This is a genomic window from Campylobacter sp. BCW_6460, from assembly GCF_001762705.1.
Classification (GTDB): domain Bacteria; phylum Campylobacterota; class Campylobacteria; order Campylobacterales; family Campylobacteraceae; genus Campylobacter_D; species Campylobacter_D jejuni.
In genome coordinates this window covers 46,507-68,856 of the sequence record NZ_MJXI01000035.1, presented here as the reverse complement: position 1 = coordinate 68,856, position 22,350 = coordinate 46,507, and the positions used below count along the sequence as shown (strand labels likewise).

The following is a 22,350-nucleotide window of genomic DNA, read 5'->3' as shown; positions in this document are numbered from 1 at the left end:
CCCTTAGGGGTATTATACAAAAACCTTACTTAAACTTCTAAAACAAAATATGATAAATCTTTTATTTGGAAATGCAAAGCTTTATATCGCCTTAGCTTTAATGGCAATTTTAGCAGGATATTTTTATCTAAGACTTGATAGCACAAAAGCAAAATTAGAAAAAAGTCAAAGTGATTTAGCTTTGGCTTTAAAAATAAATGAAAATAATCAAGAAAAATTAAAAGAATTAAATCAAATTCATAAAACAGAATTAAAGGCTTTAAATGAAGCAAATACACAAAAAAATAAAGTTAAAGAAAGCGTGCAATATGTTAAAGAATACATTTATAAAAGCAATGAAAATAATATTACCAAGCTTTTTAATGATGTCGTTGATAGGTTGTGGGATGCAAACTCAACAAGTAGTAACCAAAATAGAAATTCAAAAAGTAAGAATTCCGCAAGAACTACTAACATTAAGCCCACTTGAAAAGCCAATAGCAAAAAATGAACTAGATATTTTAAATGCCTATTCTATGCTTTTCTATAAATACAAACAATGTGAAATTCAGATAAGTAAAATAAAGGAGCTAAATAATGAGTAATACAAATGTTGATTACAACAAAAGACTTGAAGCATTTAAAGAAATTTATCCGCAAATTTTAGAAATGAGTTTAGCAGAAAAATCTCCATTTGGAGAATTTAAAAAGCTTTTAGAACAATTTGGAAACGATAATGTTATAAGAAATGACCAACAATTTCAAAGCTTAGCACAAGCATTAGTAAGTGTTGGACAAACCATAGTAGCACAAAGTCAAAATACAGCTTTATCCATGATTTTACAAGGCGATGAAAACGAGCTTAACGCTGAAAAAGCTTTACTTTTAAGAGCTCAAACAGAAACAGAAAAAGCAAAACCTGCATTAATAGCTAGACAAACTTCACAGATAGATGATAATTTAAGAATAGAAGCTGCAAAAGTTACACAGAGTGTTCAATTTGGATATTGTACCGGTGGTCTTGATATACCACAAGAAATTATGAAGCTTGTTAAAGAAAAGATAGAAAATATAGAAAAGTCTTCGTAATGCTTATAGATGAAAAAAGGCTTATGAGAAATTATACTCTTAAGCCTGCTTATCCATCAAACATAGGAGAATTGGATACACAAGAAGTATATAAACAATGGTTTACCTATGCTATGATAGGTGTAAATAAATATGTTGAGCTTTTACATAAACAACTTGTAAGAAAAGGTAGAAGTCAAATTCAAAATATAAACCATCCGCTATTTAAAAATTCGTATATAGTGAAAAAATATAACATTAAAAGTTCTAGCACTGCACCTTATAATAAGGAAAACTATAATGATTTAGGACTTAACCAATTTTTCGTAGGGCAAGATCCATACAAACCTTATCAGGGAGATCCTAGTAGTGAAAATGGAATATATCATGATATTTGCGAAATAAGAACTAATTATAATTTAGGAAGTATGCAGTATTATTATGGTTTTCCAAATAATTTAGCTCTTTTATTTGAAAAAGAAAAAGCTTGGAAATATAATGGAAAAGGATTTTTTTATATTGATGAAAAAATAAATTTCAAAGATATATTAAATAAGGCATTGGAAAATATAAATTATGAAATGCTTATAAATGATATAGAAGTAGTTATTTTTTCTCAAACCATCCAAAAAAATAATGAATGGATATATCCTAGTATTGATGATATTAAAATACCAGAAATTAAAGTAGAAAACGTTGAATTTAAACCAACTTTTGGAAAACCTTATAAAAAATTATGCATTGATGTTGAAAAATTTTATAATGATTTTAAAGAATTAAATAAAAATATATTTAGAATCGAAAAAGTAGAAATAGCCTATAATGTATATGAGAAAGCACAAAAAACTAGAGAGAGTGATCCGAGTAAAATATATTATACTTTAACAAGCAAAAAGATATCTTTTTTTGAAGTATTTAACTCAATAAAAGAAAATTATAAATGCAAATATGCAACTCCTTTATGTTTTTATAATGGGTTTAATTTAGTTTGTTATGAAGAGCCTTATGTTGCTTATTCTTACCTCAATAATCAAAGCTTTGGAAAAAAAGATACAAGTGTTACGCCAAGCGTATATCCGTTATATAGAAAAAGTTCAAATTTACCTTATGGGCGTAGAGATAGATGGTTTGCATTATGGGATAGTTTTTATTATCTTTATGTATACGAAAAATCAAGCAAAGGAATTTTAAGCTTTTTGGCACCTATTGTTACTATTATTTTGGCTGTAGCTACTTGGTGGATTGGTGGACAAGGTGCATGGCTAGGAACATTGATAGGAGTGAGTGAGAATGTAGCTGCGGGTATCACACTAGGAATTAGCTTAGGTTTAGCCGTGGGTTCACTTACTGGAAATAAATTATTTTCAATTCTTAATGCTGTTTGGGGTTTTGGTTAATTTTTTAGGTGCTTGGGGTGCTAATAATTGGAATTTAGCTGCAGATTTTGCAAAAAATACAGCACAAGTAGCACAAGAAATGACAACTTTTGAATCAACTTTAAATATTATTGGAAATTTACTAAGTGGAGCTAGTAAGATTTTTGATGTTGTTCAAAGCATTACAGCAGATACTCCTGGTATGATAAATGAGCAAAGCGATGATTCTGATAATGAAGGTGGAAATGGAAGTGAAGCTGAAGAATTAGCAAAAGATGCAATTAATCCAACTTTATGGTATAATTTTGAAACTGCAGATATATTAAATGAAAAAATAGAAAAGAAAGAAAAACCTATTTTTATATTTTAATTTTTGTAGCCATTTTGTAGCCAAATTAAATTTTAAATATTTAAAATTTATATTTTATGGTATTTTATAGTTATTATTAGGTGTTCGCCATGGACACCATTTTATGGGGTGTTATTTATGATAAAAATTGCTTTTTTTATAACTTTTGTAATTTCTTTTTTGGTAGCACAAAGCCCAGTAAATTTTAAAGAAGATAATAATATAACAAAAGAACAAAATATATTTAAAGAACAACCTCCAAAACGCATTAAAATTCCAACTCATTAAAATATGATTACGCTAGCGCAATTATCACAAGGATATCGTTACAATAGTGATTCTTTAATTTTAGCTGATTTTATTTTAAAACAAGGAATTAAAGGCGCTGTTTTTGATGTAGGTGCGGGCTGTGGTATCATAGGTATTTTACTTAAAAAAAATATTGCAAATTTAAGTTTATCTTTGATTGATATTCAAAAAGAAAATATAGAATTGATTGAAAAAAATTTAAAATCCAACCAAATACAAGGCGATATTTTTCATGATGATTTCAATCAATTTCAAAGCATAAAAAAATTTGACTCCATAGTTTGCAATCCTCCATTTTATAGACAAGGAGCTTACAAGAGTGAAGATCGGCATAAAGCTATAAGTAAATTTCAAGAATTTTTACCCTTGCATAGCTTTTTAACTAAAGCAAATTCTATGCTTAAGCCAAATGGTACTTTGTATTTTTGCTATGAAGCTTTAGCTTTAGATGAAATTTGTTTTATTTTAAAAGATATGAAAATAAAAATAACAAAGCTTTGCTTTGTACATACACATCAAAACAAAAAAGCAAGACTTGTTTTGATACAGGTAAAAAAAGGTTCAAAATCGCCTTGTGAGATTTTACCTCCTTTTTTTGTATATGAAAATGAAATTTTAAGCAAACAAATGCAAGAAATTCACTTAAGATTTAGGTTAAAAAGTTATGATATTTGATAAAAATTTTTCTTATGCTTTTGATGAAAATGCTTGTGAGAAATGCGGTGGAAAGTGTTGCACTGGAGAAAGTGGCAATATTTTTGCAAGCAAGGAAGAATTAGAAGCATTAAGAAAGCATTTAAATTTAGAAAGCAAAGAATTTGCTGAAAAATACTTGAGAAAAGTAGGCTTTAAAATGAGTTTTAAGGAAGTCGAATTTGAAGATGGCTTTGCTTGTATTTTTTTTGATACTCAAAAAAGAAATTGCAGTATCTATGATTTTCGTCCAAAACAATGCAGAACTTTTCCATTTTGGGAATATTTTAAAACACATCAAAAGGAATTAGAAAAAGAATGTATAGGTATTTGTTATTTGTCTTAGCAGCCTTTTTTTTGGCAGCTTGTGGAAGTTCAAAAATCAATGTTGTTTATCCTGATTATACAAAATATAAAAGCAATGATTTTGATTTAAGGGTTATGAAGGCTTATAATTATGAGTATTATAAACAATACAAAAAAGCCAGAGATGAATTTTTAAGTCTTTATCAAGATTACAATAATACTCATTTTTTAGAAAATGCATTTTTGCTTACTTTAGCAAACAGTCTTGACAGGCAAGCAGAGTTAAATAATCTAGCAAAGTCTTATTTAAATCAAAATGACAATCTTAAGCGACTTAGTGCTCTTTATGCTTTAAATTCAAATGATATCAATAATGCTCAAAAACTTATGAAAGAGCTTTTAACAAAAAAAGATAGCGATCCTAGAAATTTAGAGCTTTATGGTGATATTTTGGTTAAAAAAAATGATTTAAAAAATGCCACAAAGTACTATAGATCTGCTTACAATCAAGTGCAAAATGAAGAAATTTTATTTAAACTCATAGGAATTTATGCGATTTTAAATGATACTTTAAATATTAAAAATGTTTTAGAATTTTCAAGAAAAACCAATGGTTGCACTCTCAAAACTTGCGTTTTGCTTGCTAAAATTTATTTTGATGAAAAAAATATCGAAGCTTTAAAAAGTATATATAAAGAGCTTTATCAACTTACCAAAAATAAAAGTTTTGCATTGGCTTTGATTGAGCTTTTAAATTCTCAAGGCAAAACAGAAGAAGCTTTAAAAATTTCTTTGCAGTATGATTTAGATGATGATATTAAACTTGCTTTGTATCAGAATTTAAAACGCTTTGATGATGCTAAAAAAATGAGTTTAGCTCTTTATCACAAAACAAAAAATAAAGAATATCTTCTACGAGCGGCAGTTTTTGAATTTGAAGCTGCAAATGAAGCTAAAAAAATCACTCCAAAAGTTATTGATTCTGTAAAAGAAAAATTCGAACAGGCTATCGATAAAAATAGCAATGCTTTGTATTTAAACTACTATGGATATTTGCTCATAGATTACGATTTAGATGTTAAAAAAGGCATAGAGCTTGTGAAACTTGCCTTAGAAAAAGATCCACAGAATTTGTATTATTTAGATTCTTTAGCTTGGGGGTATTATAAACTAGGCGATTGTAAGCAAGCATGGGAAATTTTAAAACAAACATTAGATGATAAAGAATTTGCAAATTCTGATGAGAGCAAAGCTCATATAAAAGCGATAAAGGCGTGTATAAAACCATGATATTGGATAAAATTTTTGAAAAAACAAAAGAAGATTTAAAAGAACGCAAACTAAAACTTCCTTATGATATGTTAGGGCGTTCTTTAGCTTCAAATCCTTTCTTTCCAAAAGATGTGATTAAGGCTTTAAAAAGAGTAGAAAAAGAAGTTAAAATCATAGCAGAAGTAAAAAAAGCAAGTCCCAGCAAGGGAGTCATTAGAGAAGACTTTGATCCTTTGAGTATCGCTTTAAATTATGAGAAAAACAAAGCTACGGCGATTTCTGTTTTGACTGAGCCACATTTTTTTAAAGGTTCTTTAGAATACTTAAGTCTTATACGCCGTTATACGCAAATTCCTTTACTTAGAAAAGATTTTATCTTTGATGAGTATCAAATTTTAGAAGCTTTGGTTTATGGGGCGGATTTTGTATTGTTAATCGCTAAAATGCTAAGCATGAAAGAGCTTAAAAAACTGCTTGAGTTTGCAAGACATTTAGGTCTTGAGGCTTTGGTTGAAATTCACGATAAAGAGGATTTGAGTAAGGCTATTTTTGCTGGAGCGGATATTATCGGTATCAATCATCGTAATTTAGAGGATTTTACTATGGATATGAGTTTGTGCGAAAAACTTATCCCACAGATCCCAAATTCAAAAATCATCATCGCAGAAAGTGGTTTAGAAAATAAAAAATTTTTAGAGCATTTGCAAAATTTAGGCGTTGATGCTTTTTTAATCGGCGAATATTTTATGCGTGAGGAAGATGAAGGAAAGGCTTTAAAAGCTTTGCTTTAAGGAGGGAAAATGCAATATTTGTATGCACCATGGCGGAGTGAGTATTTTGAAAAAGAAAAAACTGTTTGTCCATTTTGTGATTGTACTAATAAGATCAAAAGCGATAAAGAATTAGGTGTGATTTTTAGAGCAAAGCATTGTTTTGGAGTGATGAACCGCTATCCTTATTCTGCGGGGCATTTTATGGTGATTCCTTATGTACATGAAGAGCATATAGAAAATTTAAGCGATGAAATTTGGCAAGAAATGAGCCATTTTGTGCGTTTGGGGGTAAAAATTTTAAAAGAGCAAATCCATGCAAATGGGGTCAATATCGGTATGAATTTAAGCAAAGATGCAGGAGCTGGCATAGCTTTTCATTGTCATTATCATCTAGTGCCACGCTGGGCAGGAGATACAAATTTTATCACAACCATAGGAGAAACTAGGGTTTGTGGTACTAATATAGAGCAAGTTTATCAAAAACTTGTTTTGGCCTTTAAAAATGCTCAGTGAAGTTGAATTTGCAGAGTTTCAAAAAGAAAATTTCTCTCTTTTAATTGATGCAAGAAGCCCTAGAGAATTTTTGCATTCTCACTTAATAGGAGCTTTAAATTTTTATGCACTTAACGATGAAGAATATCAAGAAATAGGAACAATTTATAAGAAAAATCAAGCTTTAGCCAAGGCTAGGGGTGCGAGTTATATTTGCCAAAATACCGCTAAACATATATTAGAAATCACTCAAAATTTTCGCATAGGAGAAAAGGTGGGGATTTATTGTTCTCGCGGGGGTTTGCGTTCAAAATCTATCGCAGTGATTTTAAGCGAGCTTGGCTTTAGAGTGGTGCGTTTAAAAGGTGGCTTTAAAGCTTATAGAACTTTTGTAACGCGTTATTTTGAAAATGAAATAAATTTTGATTTTTTTGCTCTTTGCGGCAATACAGGCTGTGGAAAAACAGAGCTTTTAGAACAACTCCCACAAGCTATAAATTTAGAAAAAATGGCAAATCATTTAGGCTCATCTTTTGGTGATATTTTAGGAAAACAACCTACGCAAAAAGCTTTTGAAGCAGAACTTTTTCACAATATGCAAAATTTAGAAAATTTTGCTTTCATAGAAAGTGAAAGTCGCAAAATAGGGGATATCATCTTGCCTTTGAAATTTTATGAAAAAATGCAAAAGGCTTTTAAAATTTATTGTTTTTGTTCTTTGGAAAATCGCGTTAAAAGAATACAAAAAATTTATCAAGAAAAAATGACTCCTTTAAAATTTCAACAATGTGTGCAAAAAATCAGCCCTTATATCAGCTTAAATTTACGCCAAGAATTGCTTCAAAGTTATGAGAGAAAAGAATGGCAAAAGCTTATTATTATACTTTTGGAATATTATGATAAAACTTATAAAAAACCAGACAAGATTGATTTTGAGTTAAATACCGATGATATTTTAAAAGCTAAAGAAGAGCTTTTAGATCATTTTAAAGCGCAATTACTTTTTTAATATTAGATAATTTTATTAAATAATCAAATTTTTTCTTCATCATCTTGTAATAATCCTTTTTTATCTTTGTTGTTTTTTAGCTTGGCTCAAATTTTTATTTTAATGCTAGTAAATTTGAATTATAGAGAAGTAAAATATTTTTTAAAATCCCTATTTATAGTAATTTAAAATAAAAAAATAAACTTTTATAAAAAAATATATAAAATATTTCTTAAATTTATATTTTTTAAATCATTTTAAATATAATTATCTTGTAATTATATTTTGTAAGAAAGGGTAGGTAAGCGAATGCGGTAAATTCAAGTTTTATTATATTGTGTACTTTGCTAGTTTTGCTTATGACTCCAGCTTTGGCAATGTTTTATTTGGGTATGGTAAGAAGTAAAAATACACTCAATACCATAATGAATTGCTTTATTGTTTTTGGTGTCATTACTTTACAATGGGTAGTGCTTGGATTTAGTCTTTCTTTTGGTAAAGATGAAGGACTTTGGCTTGTAGAAAATTTCGAGAATTTTCTCTTAGAGGGTATTAGCGGATACAATGCTTCAGGTGTTCTAAATATTCTTTTTGTGATTTTTTAAATGATGTTTGCACTTATTGCATTTGACATCATAACAGGCTCTTTGGTAGGAAGAATTAAACTGGGTGTTTTGGTGATATTTTTGCTTTTTTGGAGTACTTTATTTTATGATGTGTTAGCGCATATGATTTGGAGTAGCGAGGGGTTTTGCTTAAAAGAGGAAGTCTTGATTTTACTGGGGGTGGTGTTGTCCATATTGGCTCTGGGGTTGCTGGACTTGTAGGAGCTTTGATGGTGGGTGCTGGAAAAAGCGATGATGAGGATAAAAACGCGCATTCTATTCTTATGCTTTCTTAGGTGCGATTTTGCTTTTTATAGGATGGCTGGGTTTTAATGCTGGAAGCGTTGGTGAAATGAATGGTAATACTATCAATGCTTTTATAGTTAAGTATTATATCAGCAGCTTGTGGCTTTTTATCTTAGGTAGTGCTTGAGTGGCTCATCCATGAAAAAACCAACTATTTTAGGTGGACTTAGCGGGCTTGTAGGGATTACTCCAGCTTGCGGTTATGTAGATATTTATGCTTCTCTTGTTATAGGAGCTTTGTCTTTCTGTATTTTGTTATTTTGGTTTGAGTTTTATTAAATACAAACTCAAGTGGGATGATTCTTTAGATACTTTTTCTTTACACGGAATCGGAGGTGTTTGGGGAGGAATTGCTACAGGGCTTTTTGCAAGTGCTAAAGTAAATCCTAATGTGATTGCTTAAAATGCATTTGGCGAGATTTTTTATCAGTGGAAGTTTAGAGCTTTTAAAAGAGCAAATTCTTGCTATTATGATTTGTATGTTTTTTCAGCTCTCATAAGCTTTATTATTTTTAAGATCATTTCTTATTTTGCAGACTTAAGAGTGAAAGAAGAAGTAGAACAAAAAGGCTTAGATGTGAGTTTGCACGGAGAAAAAGCTTATACTTTGGCTTAGTCAGCTAAATTTTTACCAAAAAGTCCTTGTTAATCTTTAAAAAATGATAGACAAGGGTCTCAAATTCATTCTTGGTTAAGATCAGATAAATACTTTAAAATAAATTCCATAAATTCATCACTATCATTAGGGCAACTTATCAAATCATAATCACATTTTGCTAAATGTTTATACTCCATACTTAGTTCAAAAATCGTTTCAGAACAATCTATACAAAAAGAAATGGGATAAATCAAAGCTTTATCGTTTAAATTTGCCAAAATATCGCTTGTATTTGGTTCAAGCCATTTTACAGGGCCTAGTTTGGACTGATAAGCTAAAATAAATTCATCAAAATGATCTTTTAATTTTTCTTTTAAAATTTCTACATGATTATTTACATGCTTTTCGTATAAATCACCCTTATCAATAATGCTTTGTGGTAAAGAATGCGCTGAAAAAATCAAAATTTTGGCATCAAATTTATTTTTTTTAGCCAAAATGTGCGAAATTATCATCTCATTATAAAGTTCATTTTTGTAAAAAATATCTATAGTTTTTACTTTTGCTTGAATTTTTTGCTTTGAAATTTCATTTTGCAGAACTTCTAAAGATGAAGTTACTGTGGTACAAGAATGGTGCGGATAAAGTGGAAAAAGAATGATTTCATCATTTTCATTTAAAGTGTATTTTTGCAAAATTTCTGTGGCAAAAGGAGGCACATAAAGATTTACAAAATCAAATTTAAATTCATCTTGTTTTAAATTAAGCTTGTTACATAGGCTTTGAGTAAGTTCGTTTAAAGGAGATTTTCCGCCCATTTTTTTATAGTTTTCTTGCATAGCTTTAACGCGAGCCTTTGTTATAATCCACGCTACAAATTTTCTTAAAAATCGATTTTTGATTCCTAAAATATAAGGATCATTAAACATATTTTTTAGAAAAACTTCACAATCTTGTAAATTTGTAGCTCCGCCCATATTTAAAAATAAAACTAATTTCACGCAAACCTTTCTAAAATTTCTTGAACTTTGTAAGCATCGCTTGTGCTAGCTAGATGATTGGGTTGATTATCGATAAGTTTTAACAAAGCTTCGTGTTCTGAAAAAAGTGGACTTTGTTGAGTAAGTTCTATAAAATTTCCATCTTTTAATAAGGAAAAATCATTTAAATTGGCTTCATAAAAATGATTTTTAGTAATAAGATGAATTTTTCTTAGTTTTTGTGTGCTATTCCAGCTTTGATGTATACTAGCAATACATTTTTCAAGCTCACATAAGATAATACTTTCACTTTCTCTTGTTTGATCTTGGGTGTATTTTTTAAGCAAATTGGTTTTTGTTATTTCTTGTTTGCTTAAAAAACAAAGCAAATCAAGATCATGCACAGCCAAATCTTGCAAAATCCCTACATCGCTGATTCTTTGCGGGTAGGGTGAAAATCTTTGTATGTTAATGCTGATAATTTCTTCATTTTCAAGCTCTTTTTTTAGGGCTAAAACCGCAGGATTAAATCTTTCACAAAAACCTACGCCTACTTTTACGCTGTATTCTTTAGCTAAATTTGAAATTTCGTCTATTTCTTTTAAATTTAGAGCTAAAGGCTTTTCGATTAAAACGCATTTGCATTGTTTAAAAACTTTTTTTGCTATTGCTAAATGTGAATTTGTAGGTGTTGCTATGATGATAATATCATTATTTTGATTTAAAAATTTATCCAAATCATCATAAAAAATATCATCAAAAATATTTAGATTTGGATTTTTGCAAAGATCAAAAAGTGCATTAAGTTTAAAATGAGAATTTTTACTAAGTTCATTTAAGTGGTTTTGCCCCATTTTTCCAAGGCCTATGATACCTATTTTCATGGAATTAATCTTTAAAAATACAAATAACTTGCTCTTGTTCTTCTTCACTTAAAAAAGGTGAAAAAGGCAAAGATAAGATGTGTTCACTTGCATATTCTGAATTTTTAAGTTCTAAATTTGAAAACTCACTAAAGCAAGGTTGTTTATGTAAAGGGGTTGGATAGTGTATAGCATAAGGTATATTAGCTTTTTCAAATTTTTGCAATACACTAGCTCTATCTTCAACTAAAACGCTGTATTGTGCATAAGCGCTAAAAGCATTTAGATCAATTTGCGGAATTTGGCAGTTTTTTAAATTTGCATTATAAATTTGTGCTAATTTTTGTCTTTTGTCTAATTCTTTTTCTAGGTATTTTAACTTAACATTTAAAATCGCCGCTTGTAAGGTGTCAAGGCGTCCATTTATACCTATAAATTCATGTTTATAACGCTGAGTTTGTCCGTGATTGAGTAAAATTCTTATTTTTTTAGCAATTTCATCATCATGGCAAAAAATAGCCCCGCCATCGCCATAAGCTCCCAAAGGTTTTGAAGGAAAAAAGCTCGTGCATGAAATTTTAGCTATGGAGCAGGATTTTTCTCCTTTGAAACTTGCACCAAAACTTTGTGCACCATCTTCGATCAAAGTGATATTTTTATCTTTTAAAATTTCTTCTAAAGCCCTTAAATCACTCATTTGTCCAAACATGCTTACTGCTATAACAGCTTTAGTTTTTGGGGTTATTGCTTTTTGCACTGCTTCAAAATCAAGATTGTAATTTGATAAATTTATATCTACAAAAACAGGTTTTGCACCTATTAAAGCCACAACTTCAGCTGTTGCTATGAAAGTAAAACTAGGCACTATAACTTCATCATCTTTGCTAATATCTAAGGCTCTTAAGGCAAGATATAAAGCACTGGTTCCACTTGAGCAACCTATAGCGTGTTTAACACCTAAAAAATGAGCTAAATTTTGCTCAAATTCGTTAAGTTTTGCACCGCCTATGAAAGAAGAGCTTGATAAAACACTTTCAATTTCAGCATCGATTTCATCTTTGTATGCGAGATATTGAGCTTGAAGATTGATAAAATTCATAAAAAACCTTAGAGAAATAAAATTAAATAAAAATGTTTATTGTATTTTAGTTTTACTTAATTTAAAGTAATTTTGGTATGATATGTTTTTATAAAAATTTCTTTAGGAAAATTCATGGATATTAGAAAAGCTTATTTGGATTTTTTTGCATCAAAAGGACATGAGGTAACCCCGTCAAGTCCTTTAGTTCCTGATGATGCAACTTTACTTTTTACCAATGCGGGCATGGTGCCTTTTAAAAGTATATTTACAGGAGAAATTCCACGCCCAAACCCTCCACGCAAAACAAGCTGTCAAACTTGTATAAGAGCAGGTGGAAAGCACAATGACTTAGATAATGTTGGCTATACCGCACGCCATCATACTTTTTTTGAAATGCTTGGGAATTTTAGCTTTGGGGATTATTTTAAAGAACAAGCCATAGCTTATGCTTGGGAATTTGTAACTGAAGTTTTAAAACTACCTAAAGATAGACTTTATGTAACCGTGCATGAAAACGATGATGAAGCTTTTAATCTATGGCAAAAACACATTCAAAAAGAAAGAATTTACAAATTCGGCGATAAAGATAACTTCTGGCAAATGGGCGATACTGGTCCTTGTGGTCCTTGTAGTGAGATTTTTTATGACCAAGGAGAAGAGCATTTTAACTCAAGCGAAGATTATATGGGTGGAGATGGAGATAGATTTTTAGAAATCTGGAATCTTGTTTTTATGCAATATGAAAGAAGCGCTGATGGAGTGCTTAGCCCACTGCCAAAGCCAAGCATTGACACAGGAATGGGGCTTGAAAGAGTAACAGCAATTAAAGAAGGTAAATTTAGCAATTTTGATAGCTCGCTTTTTATGCCAATCATCAATGAAATTTCAAAACTTTGTAATAAAACTTATATTTATGAAAGCGGAGTAAGTTTTAGAGTAATAGCTGATCATATAAGATCAAGTGTATTTTTGCTTGCGCAAGGGGTAAGTTTTGATAAAGAAGGTAGAGGCTATGTTTTGCGTCGTATTTTGCGTCGTGCTTTAAGACATGGATATTTGCTAGGTTTTAAACAAGCTTTTATGTATAAACTAGTTGATGTTGTGTGCGATTTAATGGGCGGACATTATACCTATCTTAATGAGAAAAAAGACTTTATAAAAGAACAAATTCGCCTTGAAGAAGAAAGATTTTTAAGCACTATAGAAAATGGGATTGAAATTTTTAATGAAGAGCTTAAAAACACTAAAGAAATTTTTAGCGGAGAAGTAGCCTTTAAGCTTTATGATACTTATGGTTTTCCGCTTGATTTAACGGCTGATATGCTAAGAGAAAAAAATCTTAAAGTTGATGAAGAAAAATTTGAACTTTTAATGAATGAGCAAAAAGCACGTGCTAAGGCTTCTTGGAAAGGAAGTGGAGATAAAACTGCAAGCGGAGATTTTAAAAACTTGCTTGAAAAATTTGGAGAAAATCATTTCGTAGGTTATGAAAAAGCAGAATGCGAAAGTAAAATTTTAGCCCTTTTAGATGAAGATTTTAAAGAAGTTTCCACCCTTAAAGATGCGGGTTGGGTGATGCTTGAAAACACACCTTTTTATGCAACAAGTGGGGGGCAAAGTGCTGATAGTGGATTTATAGCTAAGCGTGAAGTTTTAGATACGCAAAAGTTTTTTAATCTCAATCTTAGCTTTGTAAAAGCAGGCGAAGAACTAAAAGTTGGCGATATAGTTCATGCAAGAATCGATACAGAAAAAAGAGAGCAAATCGCACGCCACCACTCAGCCACTCATCTTTTACATCATGCCTTAAGAGAAATTTTAGGTTCTCATGTAAGCCAAGCAGGATCTTTGGTTGAAAGCAATAAACTAAGATTTGATTTTACTCATCATAAAGCTTTAAGCAAAGAAGAGCTAGAAAGCATTGAAAAAAGAGTTAATAAAATGATTATAAACTCAAGCGAAGCTATCTTAGAAAATATGCCTTTAGAAGAAGCTAAAAAAAGCGGTGCTATAGCATTGTTTAATGAAAAATACCAAGGCAATGTGCGTGTTTTAACTCTAGGTGAAAGCAAAGAACTTTGCGGAGGAACTCATGTTAAAAATACTGCTCAAATAGGAAGTTTTTACATAGTTAAAGAAAGTGGTGTGAGTGCTGGAGTTAGACGCATTGAAGCTGTGGTTTCTAAAGCGGCTTTAGAATTTGTAAAAAATCAACTTGAAGAACTTTCTAAAGCAAAAGATGAGCTTAAAAATAATGATATTTTAAGCGGGGTTAAAAAGCTTAAAAATGAAATTTTAAGTTTAAAAAATGAGCTTAAAAGCTCAAGTAAAACCGAGTTTGATTCTAAAAATATCCAAGGTGTTGAAATTTGCGTAAAGCGTATAGATAATGGCGATATTAAAGCTATGATTGATGATTTTAAAAACAAATTTGCTAAAGCGGTGATTTTACTTATCCAAGTAAAAGATGAAAAAATCACTTTAGCAGCTGGTGTTAAAGATGCGCCTTTAAAAGCAGGAGCTTTAGCTAAAGAAGCGGCGCAAATTTTAGGTGGAAATGGTGGCGGAAGAGATGATTTTGCTACTGCAGGTGGAAAAGATTTAAACAAAATTGATGAAGCTTTAAAACAAAGCTTAGAAACGATAGAAAAAGCACTTTAATGTTAATTCTTGCTTCAAGTTCCATTTCAAGGGCTAACTTGCTTAAAACCGCAAAGATTGATTTTAGGCAAGTTAGTTTTGATTATGATGAAAATTTAAATAAAAATATTTCACCTTTTTTATATGTTCAAAAAATAGTTCTTGAAAAAGAAAAACAATTTTTAAGTGCTTTAGGCAAAGATTTTCAAAACCAAAATTTGCTTTTTGCAGATAGTATAGTTTGTATAGATGAAAAAATTCTTACCAAAGCAAAGGATAAAAAAGAAGCCTATGAAATGCTTGCCTTGCAAAATGGCAAGTATGCAAGTATTTTATCGGCTTTTTTGCTTGTAAAACCTGAAAAAAGAGTTTTTTCTCTTTCAAAAACTACGCTTTATTTTAAAAATTTTGATGAAAATGCTTTAAGAGATTATGTAGAAAATGATCTTTATAAAGGCAAGGCGGGTTGTATTATGTGTGAGGGTTTTCATCAAAATTTCATCACCCAACAAGTAGGAAATCTAAGCACTGCTTTAGGGCTTGATATCCAAACTTTAAAGGCTTATTTATGAAAATATTAAAATATATTTTTTCATTTTTTACTCTTTTGTTTATAGCTGGATTTATTTATGTGGCTTATCTTTTCACAAGTGCTGATACTGAGGGTTATACTTTTAAAGAATATAAACCTCCTCTTACAACACAAATTTACGATAGAAATGGCAAGCTTGTGGCTAATATTTTTGAACAGCATCGTTTTTACGCTCCTTATGAAGAGCTTCCTCCACGCCTTATAGAAGCTTTAGTTGCTATAGAAGATACAAGCTTTTTTGAACATAATGGAGTTAATATCGATGCCATTTTTAGAGCTGCTGTAAAAATCATAAAAAGCGGTGGAAAAACCATGGAAGGAGCTTCCACTCTTACCCAGCAATTTATTAAAAATACGGAATTAACCCCTGAAAGAACTATTACGCGTAAAATTCGCGAAGCTTTGCTTGCTTATAAAATGGAAACCATTTTAACTAAAGAGCAAATTTTAGAAAGATATTTAAATTTTATCTTTTTTGGACATGGGTATTATGGAGTAAAAACCGCAGCTTTGGGGTATTTTCATAAAAATTTAAATGAACTAAGCCTTAAAGAGATTGCTATGCTAGTAGGTATGCCAAAAGCACCTAGCAGTTATGATCCTACAAAGCATTTAGATCTTTCCATCTCAAGAGCAAATAATGTTATTTCAAGAATGTATAATCTAGGTTGGATTTCAAAAGCAGATTATGATACAGCCATCAAAGAAATTCCGCAAGTTTATGATGATACGCTTACTCAAAATGCTGCTCCTTATGTCGTAGATGAAGTGATTAAACAATTAAGCCCTAATATTAAAGACTTAAAAACAGGTGGATATAAAATCATTTTAAATATAGACTTAGATGTTCAAAATATGGCGCAGAATGCTTTGAAATTTGGTTATGATGAGATAGTAAAACGCGATAAAGATGCAAATTTAAGCACTTTAAACGGAGCTATGGTCGTGGTAAATCATCAAAGTGGTGATGTTTTAGCTTTGGTAGGTGGGGTTGATTATGAAAAAAGTAATTATAACCGTGCTACTCAAAGTATGCGTCAACCTGGAAGCTCTTTTAAACCTTTTGTGTATCAAGTGGCGATTAATTTAGGATATTCGCCTATGAGTGAAATTGCTGATATTTCTAGAATTTTTGAAGGTGGAGCGGGTAATAATGAGGATTGGAAACCTAAAAATGAAGGAGGTAAATTTTTAGGTTTAATTACCTTAAAAGAAGCTTTAACAAGATCAAGAAATTTAGCTACCATTAATCTCGCACTTGATATGGGGCTTGATGTTCTTTACTCTAAACTAATGGAATTTGGATTTAAAGATATACCGCCTAATTTATCAATCGTATTGGGAAGTTTTGGTATTTCTCCTTTGGAGTATTCGAAATTTTATACCATGTTTGGGAACTATGGTACGATTAAAGATCCTCAAATTATCAGACAAGTTCAGGATAAAACCGGTAAAACCATCATGGAATTTAACTCAAATGAGCGTAAAGTCAGCGATGAAGCGCAAAGTTTTCTGGTTTTAGATATGATGAGAAATGTTGTTGAAAAAGGCACAGGACGTAATGCAAGAGTAAAAGGTATAGAAATAGCAGGAAAAACAGGAACAACGAATAAAAGTGTTGATGCTTGGTTTTGTGGACTTACGCCTGAAATAGAAGCAATCATTTGGTATGGAAATGATAATAACAAGCCTATGCGTTATACAGAAGGTGGTGCTAGAACGGCTGCTCCTGTGTTTAGAGAATTTTTAACTCAATATATAGAAAAATTCCCTGATACAACTAGAAAATTTAGCATTCCTAATGGAGTTTATCGTGGAAATTATAAAGGAGAAAGTGCTTATTATACCACCAAATCACCATTACCAAAAGCAAATATGAAATTTAATGAAAGTGAGATTATATTTTGAAAGTAGTTCCTTTCTACTTTCAAAATGATTAAGCTTTTTTGATGATTATTTCATCATCTTTTGCATCAATGATAATGCTATCATTTTCATGAAGTTCATCAGCAAGTATCATATCGCTTAATTTATCTTCTATAAGATCATAAATAGCTCTTCTTAAAGGTCTAGCGCCAAAATCAGGGTCAAAACCATCTTTAGCAATTAAAAGGGCTGCATTTTCGCTTAAACTTGCTTTTATCCCCTTGTTTTCTAAGCTCATTTGTAAATCTTTAAATAAAAGCTTGACTATTTCATAAGCTTCATCTTTTCCAAGCGGATTAAAGGTGATAATATCATCTAAGCGGTTTAGAAACTCAGGTTTAAAGAAATTTTTTAACTCATTTTTTACCGCATCTTCTTGTTCTTTTCCACTTAAATTCATAATGGCACTTGAGGCGATATTAGAAGTTAAAATGATAATGGTATTTTTAAAATCCACTGTTACACCTTTGCTATCGGTTGCTCTACCATCATCTAAAATCCCTAAAAGCACATTAAATACATCTTTATGTGCTTTTTCAACTTCATCAAACAAAAGCACGCTATAAGGTTTTCTTCGTACAGCTTCAGTAAGCTCTCCACCTTCTTCATGCCCTATGTATCCTGGAGGCGCACCTAAGAGTCTTGAAACACTATGTTTTTCCATAAATTCACTCATATCAAAGCGAATCATTGCTTTTTCATCATCAAATAAAAATTTCGCCAAAGCTTTAGCTGATTGTGTTTTTCCTACCCCTGTTGGCCCTAAAAATAAAAAGCTTCCTATAGGTTTATTGTCCGCATTAAGTCCTGCTTTGTTGCGTTTAATGGCTCTAGCTAAAGCACTTAAGGCCTTATCTTGTCCTATGACACTTTCTTTTAAATGTTTTTCCACTTCTAAGAATTTTTGTTTTTCAGAGGTTAGCATTTTTTGCACGCTAATACCTGTCCATTTGCTTAAAATTCCAGCAACCAAATCCTCATCTACTTGATTTTTAAGTAAAACTCCATTTTCGCTCATTTTTTTCCATTTATCTTCTAAAATTTCTACTTCTTTTTCAAGACTTGGAATTTTTCCATACTCTAGCTCGGCTGCTTTTTGAAATTCACCTCTAGCTTTAGCTAAAGAAGCTTCATTTTTAAGTAGATCAATTTCTTTTTTCTTAGTGCTTATATCATCAAAAACACTTTTTTCATTTTCAAACTGTGAATTTAGGGCATTTTGTTTTTCTTTTAAATTAGCTAGTTCTTTTGTGATTTCATCGAGTCTTTTTTGATTTTTCTCATCATTTTCCATTTTTAAAGCTTCATTTTCAACTTCTAAAGTTTCTATATCTTTGCGTACTTTTCTTAAAGAACTTGGTTCACTTTCAATTTGCATTTTCAGTTCAGCTGCAGCTTCATCGATTAAATCAATGGCTTTATCAGGTAAAAAACGATCTGCTATATAACGCTTTGAAAGTTTAGCTGCAGTTACTAAAGCACTATCATTTATAGTTACATTATGATGAATTTCAAGCTTTTCTTTTATACCCCTTAACATAGCCAAAGCCTCATTAACACTTGGCTCACCTACATTTACAGGCTGAAAACGGCGCTGCAAGGCTGCATCTTTTTCAAAATATTTACGATATTCTTTTAAAGTAGTTGCGCCTATGGTATGGAGTTCACCTCTTGCAAGAGCGGGTTTTAAAATATTTGCCGCATCCATACTGCCTTCACTCGCTCCAGCACCTACTATAGTGTGAATTTCATCGATAAAAAGAATGATATTTTCACTTTTTATCACTTCATTAACCACAGCTTTTAATCTATCTTCAAATTCTCCTCTGTATTTTGCACCTGCAATTAAAGCACTCATATCAAGAGCGATGACTTTTTTATTTTGTAAAGATTTTGGAACATCTTTTTTGATAATTCTTTGTGCTAAAGCTTCTACTATAGCTGTTTTTCCTACGCCTGGTTCACCTAAAAGTATAGGGTTGTTTTTGGTTTTGCGTATTAAAATTTGCATCAAACGTTCGATTTCTTCTTCTCTGCCTATAACAGGATCAAGTTTACCCTCACTTGCTTTTAAGGTTAAATCTATACCAAATTTATTTAAGCTGTCTAAGGTTTCATCGCTTGTTTTGCTATCGATTTTTCGTCCCGCTCTTAGACTTTCAAGCTCTTTTTGAAATTCTCTTAAATCTAAAAATTGCGCCAAAATTTCTTTAATAGGACTTTTTTGACTTTCACTTATAAGCCAAGTATCCACACTTAAATAACTATCTCCATTAGCACTCATCAATCCTTTAGCATTTTCTAATGAATTTATAAGTTCATTGGAAAAGCGTATATTTTCACGGCTTACATTTGAACTCGTTGCAAGTTTTGAAATTCTGCTTTTAATTTCAAGCTCTAAGGCTTCTTTAGAAATATTTAATTTATTTAAAATTTGATTTAAAATACTTGTACTATCTACGCTTAAAGCCCATAAAAGGTGCAAAGATACGACTTCGGTATTTTTAGAATGTATAGCTAAAGATGCTGCACTTTCAAGGTTTGAAAGCATATTATCAGTTAAAAAATCTTGTATATTTGCCATGTTTTATCCTTTATTTAGTTTATATACTTGACATTATATAACTTTAGTCATATAATGTCAAGTTAATTGAGTAAAATTTTTTAAATAATAGGACAAATGACTAATTTTAGACTATTTCATAAACATATCTATAGCCTTGTTTAATTCTTCTATGCTTTGAATATCATTTTCTTCTATAGCATGTACCATACAATGAGCTAAATGTTCTTTTAAAACTACTTTTGCGGTATTGTTAACTTCGGCTTTTACGGCAGCAAGCTGGATTAAAATTTCACTACAGTCTTTGTCATTTTCAACCATTCTTTTAATAGCACTTAAATGCCCTATGGTTCTACTTAGACGATTGCAAACTGCTTTAAGATGTTTTTGAGAATGTGTATGAGTATGTTTTTCTTGGCACATTGTATTAACTTTCTTTTTGGAATTTTTAGTCTATTTTAACATATTTTTAAGAATTTAAATTTATTTACGAAGTTTTAAGTAATTTTTATTAAAATTTACTCTTTAAACTAAAACTCAATAATGGAGCTTATTTTGAAAACAAAACGATTTTTTGCAGGTCTTGCAGGCTTTGTCACTACTTTTATTTTATGTCTATTTTTAACGAGTCATTTACAAGCTAAAGTTGATCAAAAAGAAGAGCAGGTTCAAAAACGCCTAGAAGCTTTAGATAAGCTTACAAAAACTCTTGCCATAGTAGAGCAATATTATGTGGATGATCAAAATATCAGCGATTTGGTGGATAAATCTTTATCAGGGCTTTTAAGCAATCTTGATGCGCATTCTTCTTTTTTAAATGAAAAAGATTTTAATGATATGAAAATTCAAACCAATGGTGAATTTGGTGGCCTTGGTATAACCGTAGGTATGAAAGATGGTGCTTTAACAGTTGTTTCTCCTATAGAAGGAACACCAGCAGATAAAGCAGGGATAAAATCAGGAGATATTATTTTAAAAATTAATGATGAGGCCACTTTGGGAATTAATCTCAATGATGCTGTGGATAAAATGCGTGGTAAGCCAAAAACTCAAATCACTTTAACCATCTTTAGAAAAGGTGCAACAAAACCTTTTGATGTTACACTTACAAGAGAAATTATTAAGATAGAAAGTGTTTATGCAAAAATGATAGAAAATGAAAACATTCTTTATCTTAGAGTTACAAATTTTGATAAAAATGTTGTAGATGTGGCAAGTAAAGAACTTAAAAAATATCCTAATGTTAAAGGGGTTATTTTAGATCTTAGAAATAATCCTGGTGGACTTTTAAATCAAGCCATAGGACTTGTAAATTTATTTGTAGATAAAGGTGTTATTGTTTCTCAAAAAGGACGCATCGCAAGTGAAAATCAAGAATATAAAGCCGATCCTAAAAACAAAATTTCTAATGCTTCTTTGGTTGTGCTTGTAAATGGTGGAAGTGCTAGTGCAAGTGAAATCGTAAGTGGAGCTTTGCAAGATCTTAAACGCGGTGTTATTGTGGGTGAAAATACTTTTGGAAAAGGTAGTGTTCAACAAATCATACCTATTAATAAAACTGAAGCTTTAAGGCTTACTATTGCAAGATATTATCTTCCAAGCGGGCGTACTATTCAAGCAGTGGGTGTAAAACCTGATATTGAAGTTTTTCCAGGTAAAGTAAATACTCAAGAAGATGGTTTTTCTATAAAAGAAAGCGACTTAAAACAACATTTAGAAAGTGAGCTTGAAAAAATAGATAAAAATAAAAAAGAAGATAAACAAGAAAATAAAGACAATAAAAATCTAATCAGTCAAAAACAAATCAATGATGACGCACAGTTAAAATCAGCTATTGATACTATTAAAATTTTAAATATCAAACAAGGACAATAAAATGACAAAAAAAGAAATGCTCTACGAAGGAAAAGGTAAAAAACTTTTCAAAACCGATGATGAAAATTTACTAATTAGTGAGTTTAAAGATGATTTAACTGCTTTTAATGCAGAAAAAAGAGGCAATGAAAGTGGAAAAGGCGCATTAAACTGTAAAATCAGTACTGAAATTTTTCATTTGCTTGAAAAAAATGGGATTAAAACCCATTTGGTAGAAACTATAAGTGATACAGAACAAGTGGTTAAAAAATGTAAAATTGTTCCTATTGAAGTTATAGTACGCAATGTTGCAACAGGTTCTCTTACAAAAAGACTGGGCATTAAAGATGGCACTGTACTACCTTTTGCTTTGGTGGAATTTTGTCTTAAAGATGATGCCTTAGGCGATCCTTTTATCAATGATGAGCATTGTTTGATTTTAAATTTAGTGCAAAATGAAGCTCAAATTAGTGAAATTAAAAATATAGCTAGAAAGATTAACTCTATTTTAACTCCATTTTTTGACAATAAGAATTTAAGGCTGATTGACTTTAAAATCGAACTGGGTTTAACTAAAGATAATGAACTTGTTTTAGCTGATGAAATAAGTCCTGATAGTTGTAGATTTTGGGATAAATTTAATAATGAAAAATTAGACAAAGATAGATTTCGTCAAGATCTAGGTAATGTAAAAATGGCTTATGAAGAAGTTTTAAAAAGAATATTAAATTAAGGAA

General features: G+C 30.6%; 22 protein-coding genes and 3 pseudogenes. 20 read left to right on the top strand and 5 right to left on the bottom strand.

Going from position 1 to position 22,350, the window contains the following annotated elements; translation table 11 throughout:
- The first annotated feature begins 49 nt into the window (after nucleotides 1-49).
- The 15 genes and pseudogenes from AJ881_RS07545 to AJ881_RS09725 all read left to right on the top strand — a co-directional run bounded on the left by AJ881_RS07545 (nucleotide 50) and on the right by AJ881_RS09725 (nucleotide 9,132).
- Nucleotides 50-469 (top strand): hypothetical protein, encoded by a 420-nt coding sequence (locus AJ881_RS07545; protein ID WP_070283308.1) that lies wholly within the window; start codon nucleotides 50-52, stop codon nucleotides 467-469.
- Complete coding sequence (locus tag AJ881_RS09260) at nucleotides 387-584, top strand: hypothetical protein (protein ID WP_002781772.1); 198 nt, start codon at nucleotides 387-389, stop codon at nucleotides 582-584. The genes AJ881_RS07545 and AJ881_RS09260 overlap by 83 nt, the downstream gene beginning before the upstream one ends.
- Nucleotides 577-1,068, top strand: a complete 492-nt coding sequence (locus AJ881_RS07540; RefSeq protein WP_002861686.1) for a hypothetical protein — start codon at nucleotides 577-579, stop codon at nucleotides 1,066-1,068. Before AJ881_RS09260 ends, AJ881_RS07540 begins: the two co-directional genes overlap by 8 nt.
- A pseudogene (locus AJ881_RS07535) lies at nucleotides 1,068-2,793 on the top strand (hypothetical protein). Before AJ881_RS07540 ends, AJ881_RS07535 begins: the two are co-directional and overlap by 1 nt.
- 117 nt (nucleotides 2,794-2,910) lie before the next feature.
- Entirely contained in the window at nucleotides 2,911-3,060 is a 150-nt protein-coding gene (locus AJ881_RS07530; RefSeq protein ID WP_004306029.1) for a hypothetical protein, read from the top strand.
- A 3-nt stretch (nucleotides 3,061-3,063) separates the two neighbouring features.
- Entirely contained in the window at nucleotides 3,064-3,756 is a 693-nt protein-coding gene (locus tag AJ881_RS07525) for a tRNA1(Val) (adenine(37)-N6)-methyltransferase (RefSeq protein WP_052949747.1), read from the top strand.
- A complete protein-coding gene (locus AJ881_RS07520; RefSeq protein ID WP_002933038.1) occupies nucleotides 3,746-4,120 on the top strand; it encodes a YkgJ family cysteine cluster protein in 375 nt (124 codons plus the stop codon). Before AJ881_RS07525 ends, AJ881_RS07520 begins: the two co-directional genes overlap by 11 nt.
- The gene (locus tag AJ881_RS07515; protein ID WP_052857973.1) at nucleotides 4,093-5,370 is read left to right on the top strand and encodes a tetratricopeptide repeat protein; all 1,278 of its coding nucleotides are present in this window, start codon (nucleotides 4,093-4,095) and stop codon (nucleotides 5,368-5,370) included. The genes AJ881_RS07520 and AJ881_RS07515 overlap by 28 nt, the downstream gene beginning before the upstream one ends.
- Nucleotides 5,367-6,143 carry an indole-3-glycerol phosphate synthase TrpC gene (gene trpC / locus AJ881_RS07510; protein WP_052857970.1) on the top strand — a complete coding sequence of 259 codons (777 nt, stop codon included), beginning with the start codon at nucleotides 5,367-5,369 and terminating at the stop codon, nucleotides 6,141-6,143. The genes AJ881_RS07515 and trpC overlap by 4 nt, the downstream gene beginning before the upstream one ends.
- A 9-nt stretch (nucleotides 6,144-6,152) precedes the next feature.
- Nucleotides 6,153-6,638, top strand: a complete 486-nt coding sequence (locus AJ881_RS07505; protein WP_002861229.1) for an HIT family protein — start codon at nucleotides 6,153-6,155, stop codon at nucleotides 6,636-6,638.
- On the top strand, nucleotides 6,628-7,626 hold the full coding sequence (gene mnmH, locus AJ881_RS07500) for a tRNA 2-selenouridine(34) synthase MnmH (protein WP_052858189.1): 999 nt from the start codon (nucleotides 6,628-6,630) through the stop codon (nucleotides 7,624-7,626). Before AJ881_RS07505 ends, mnmH begins: the two co-directional genes overlap by 11 nt.
- A 338-nt stretch (nucleotides 7,627-7,964) precedes the next feature.
- Nucleotides 7,965-8,506: pseudogene (locus AJ881_RS09740) on the top strand (ammonium transporter).
- 8 nt (nucleotides 8,507-8,514) lie between these two features.
- Nucleotides 8,515-8,643, top strand: a complete 129-nt coding sequence (locus AJ881_RS09735) for a hypothetical protein (RefSeq protein ID WP_251820530.1) — start codon at nucleotides 8,515-8,517, stop codon at nucleotides 8,641-8,643.
- Between the two features lie 11 nt (nucleotides 8,644-8,654).
- The gene (locus AJ881_RS09730; protein ID WP_002861233.1) at nucleotides 8,655-8,795 is read left to right on the top strand and encodes an ammonium transporter; all 141 of its coding nucleotides are present in this window, start codon (nucleotides 8,655-8,657) and stop codon (nucleotides 8,793-8,795) included.
- Nucleotides 8,782-9,132 (top strand): annotated as a pseudogene (locus tag AJ881_RS09725) (hypothetical protein). The gene AJ881_RS09730 and the pseudogene AJ881_RS09725 overlap by 14 nt, the downstream one beginning before the upstream one ends.
- Before the next feature lie 65 nt (nucleotides 9,133-9,197).
- On the opposite strand, the gene hemH reads toward AJ881_RS09725, so the two are convergent.
- From hemH to AJ881_RS07480, 3 genes are read right to left on the bottom strand one after another with little or no spacing between them, the layout of a single operon-like run.
- Nucleotides 9,198-10,115, bottom strand: coding sequence for a ferrochelatase (gene hemH, locus AJ881_RS07490; RefSeq protein ID WP_070283307.1), 918 nt, complete (start codon nucleotides 10,113-10,115; stop codon nucleotides 9,198-9,200).
- Entirely contained in the window at nucleotides 10,112-10,978 is an 867-nt protein-coding gene (locus AJ881_RS07485) for a Gfo/Idh/MocA family protein (protein WP_052798515.1), read from the bottom strand. Before AJ881_RS07485 ends, hemH begins: the two co-directional genes overlap by 4 nt.
- Before the next feature lie 4 nt (nucleotides 10,979-10,982).
- Nucleotides 10,983-12,056 (bottom strand): DegT/DnrJ/EryC1/StrS family aminotransferase, encoded by a 1,074-nt coding sequence (locus AJ881_RS07480; protein ID WP_070283306.1) that lies wholly within the window; start codon nucleotides 12,054-12,056, stop codon nucleotides 10,983-10,985.
- A gap of 114 nt (nucleotides 12,057-12,170) precedes the next feature.
- On the opposite strand from AJ881_RS07480, the gene alaS reads away from it, so the two are divergent.
- The 3 genes from alaS to AJ881_RS07465 are packed head-to-tail and all read left to right on the top strand — an operon-like array spanning nucleotide 12,171 to nucleotide 17,178.
- Nucleotides 12,171-14,699, top strand: coding sequence for an alanine--tRNA ligase (gene alaS / locus AJ881_RS07475; RefSeq protein ID WP_070285355.1), 2,529 nt, complete (start codon nucleotides 12,171-12,173; stop codon nucleotides 14,697-14,699).
- A complete protein-coding gene (gene maf, locus AJ881_RS07470; RefSeq protein ID WP_002861240.1) occupies nucleotides 14,699-15,250 on the top strand; it encodes a septum formation inhibitor Maf in 552 nt (183 codons plus the stop codon). Before alaS ends, maf begins: the two co-directional genes overlap by 1 nt.
- Nucleotides 15,247-17,178: a penicillin-binding protein 1A gene (locus tag AJ881_RS07465; RefSeq protein WP_070248430.1), complete on the top strand. Its 1,932-nt coding sequence runs from the start codon at nucleotides 15,247-15,249 to the stop codon at nucleotides 17,176-17,178. The genes maf and AJ881_RS07465 overlap by 4 nt, the downstream gene beginning before the upstream one ends.
- Nucleotides 17,179-17,206: 28 nt before the next feature.
- Here AJ881_RS07465 and AJ881_RS07460 read toward each other — a convergent pair whose 3' ends face one another.
- Nucleotides 17,207-19,780, bottom strand: a complete 2,574-nt coding sequence (locus tag AJ881_RS07460) for an ATP-dependent Clp protease ATP-binding subunit (RefSeq protein WP_002880950.1) — start codon at nucleotides 19,778-19,780, stop codon at nucleotides 17,207-17,209.
- A gap of 111 nt (nucleotides 19,781-19,891) precedes the next feature.
- Nucleotides 19,892-20,182 (bottom strand): metal-sensing transcriptional repressor, encoded by a 291-nt coding sequence (locus AJ881_RS07455; protein WP_002859054.1) that lies wholly within the window; start codon nucleotides 20,180-20,182, stop codon nucleotides 19,892-19,894.
- A 117-nt stretch (nucleotides 20,183-20,299) separates the two neighbouring features.
- Between AJ881_RS07455 and AJ881_RS07450 the strand changes: the two genes are divergently transcribed.
- Nucleotides 20,300-21,634 (top strand): S41 family peptidase, encoded by a 1,335-nt coding sequence (locus AJ881_RS07450; RefSeq protein ID WP_074497467.1) that lies wholly within the window; start codon nucleotides 20,300-20,302, stop codon nucleotides 21,632-21,634.
- A gap of 1 nt (nucleotide 21,635) precedes the next feature.
- Nucleotides 21,636-22,346, top strand: a complete 711-nt coding sequence (gene purC / locus AJ881_RS07445; RefSeq protein ID WP_002861244.1) for a phosphoribosylaminoimidazolesuccinocarboxamide synthase — start codon at nucleotides 21,636-21,638, stop codon at nucleotides 22,344-22,346.
- Nucleotides 22,347-22,350: the final 4 nt, after the last annotated feature.

Excerpts from the sequence above, each read along its gene's own strand:
- AJ881_RS07545 (WP_070283308.1), top strand. The coding sequence starts at position 50 with ATGATAAATCTTTTATTTGGAAATGCAAAGCTTTATATCGCCTTAGCT.
- AJ881_RS09260 (WP_002781772.1), top strand. The coding sequence starts at position 387 with ATGCAAACTCAACAAGTAGTAACCAAAATAGAAATTCAAAAAGTAAGA.
- AJ881_RS07540 (WP_002861686.1), top strand. The coding sequence starts at position 577 with ATGAGTAATACAAATGTTGATTACAACAAAAGACTTGAAGCATTTAAA.
- AJ881_RS07530 (WP_004306029.1), top strand. The coding sequence starts at position 2,911 with ATGATAAAAATTGCTTTTTTTATAACTTTTGTAATTTCTTTTTTGGTA.
- AJ881_RS07525 (WP_052949747.1), top strand. The coding sequence starts at position 3,064 with ATGATTACGCTAGCGCAATTATCACAAGGATATCGTTACAATAGTGAT.
- AJ881_RS07520 (WP_002933038.1), top strand. The coding sequence starts at position 3,746 with ATGATATTTGATAAAAATTTTTCTTATGCTTTTGATGAAAATGCTTGT.
- AJ881_RS07515 (WP_052857973.1), top strand. The coding sequence starts at position 4,093 with ATGTATAGGTATTTGTTATTTGTCTTAGCAGCCTTTTTTTTGGCAGCT.
- trpC (WP_052857970.1), top strand. The coding sequence starts at position 5,367 with ATGATATTGGATAAAATTTTTGAAAAAACAAAAGAAGATTTAAAAGAA.
- AJ881_RS07505 (WP_002861229.1), top strand. The coding sequence starts at position 6,153 with ATGCAATATTTGTATGCACCATGGCGGAGTGAGTATTTTGAAAAAGAA.
- mnmH (WP_052858189.1), top strand. The coding sequence starts at position 6,628 with ATGCTCAGTGAAGTTGAATTTGCAGAGTTTCAAAAAGAAAATTTCTCT.
- AJ881_RS09730 (WP_002861233.1), top strand. The coding sequence starts at position 8,655 with ATGAAAAAACCAACTATTTTAGGTGGACTTAGCGGGCTTGTAGGGATT.
- AJ881_RS07485 (WP_052798515.1), bottom strand. The coding sequence starts at position 10,978 with ATGAAAATAGGTATCATAGGCCTTGGAAAAATGGGGCAAAACCACTTA.
- AJ881_RS07480 (WP_070283306.1), bottom strand. The coding sequence starts at position 12,056 with ATGAATTTTATCAATCTTCAAGCTCAATATCTCGCATACAAAGATGAA.
- alaS (WP_070285355.1), top strand. The coding sequence starts at position 12,171 with ATGGATATTAGAAAAGCTTATTTGGATTTTTTTGCATCAAAAGGACAT.
- maf (WP_002861240.1), top strand. The coding sequence starts at position 14,699 with ATGTTAATTCTTGCTTCAAGTTCCATTTCAAGGGCTAACTTGCTTAAA.
- AJ881_RS07465 (WP_070248430.1), top strand. The coding sequence starts at position 15,247 with ATGAAAATATTAAAATATATTTTTTCATTTTTTACTCTTTTGTTTATA.
- AJ881_RS07460 (WP_002880950.1), bottom strand. The coding sequence starts at position 19,780 with ATGGCAAATATACAAGATTTTTTAACTGATAATATGCTTTCAAACCTT.
- AJ881_RS07455 (WP_002859054.1), bottom strand. The coding sequence starts at position 20,182 with ATGTGCCAAGAAAAACATACTCATACACATTCTCAAAAACATCTTAAA.
- purC (WP_002861244.1), top strand. The coding sequence starts at position 21,636 with ATGACAAAAAAAGAAATGCTCTACGAAGGAAAAGGTAAAAAACTTTTC.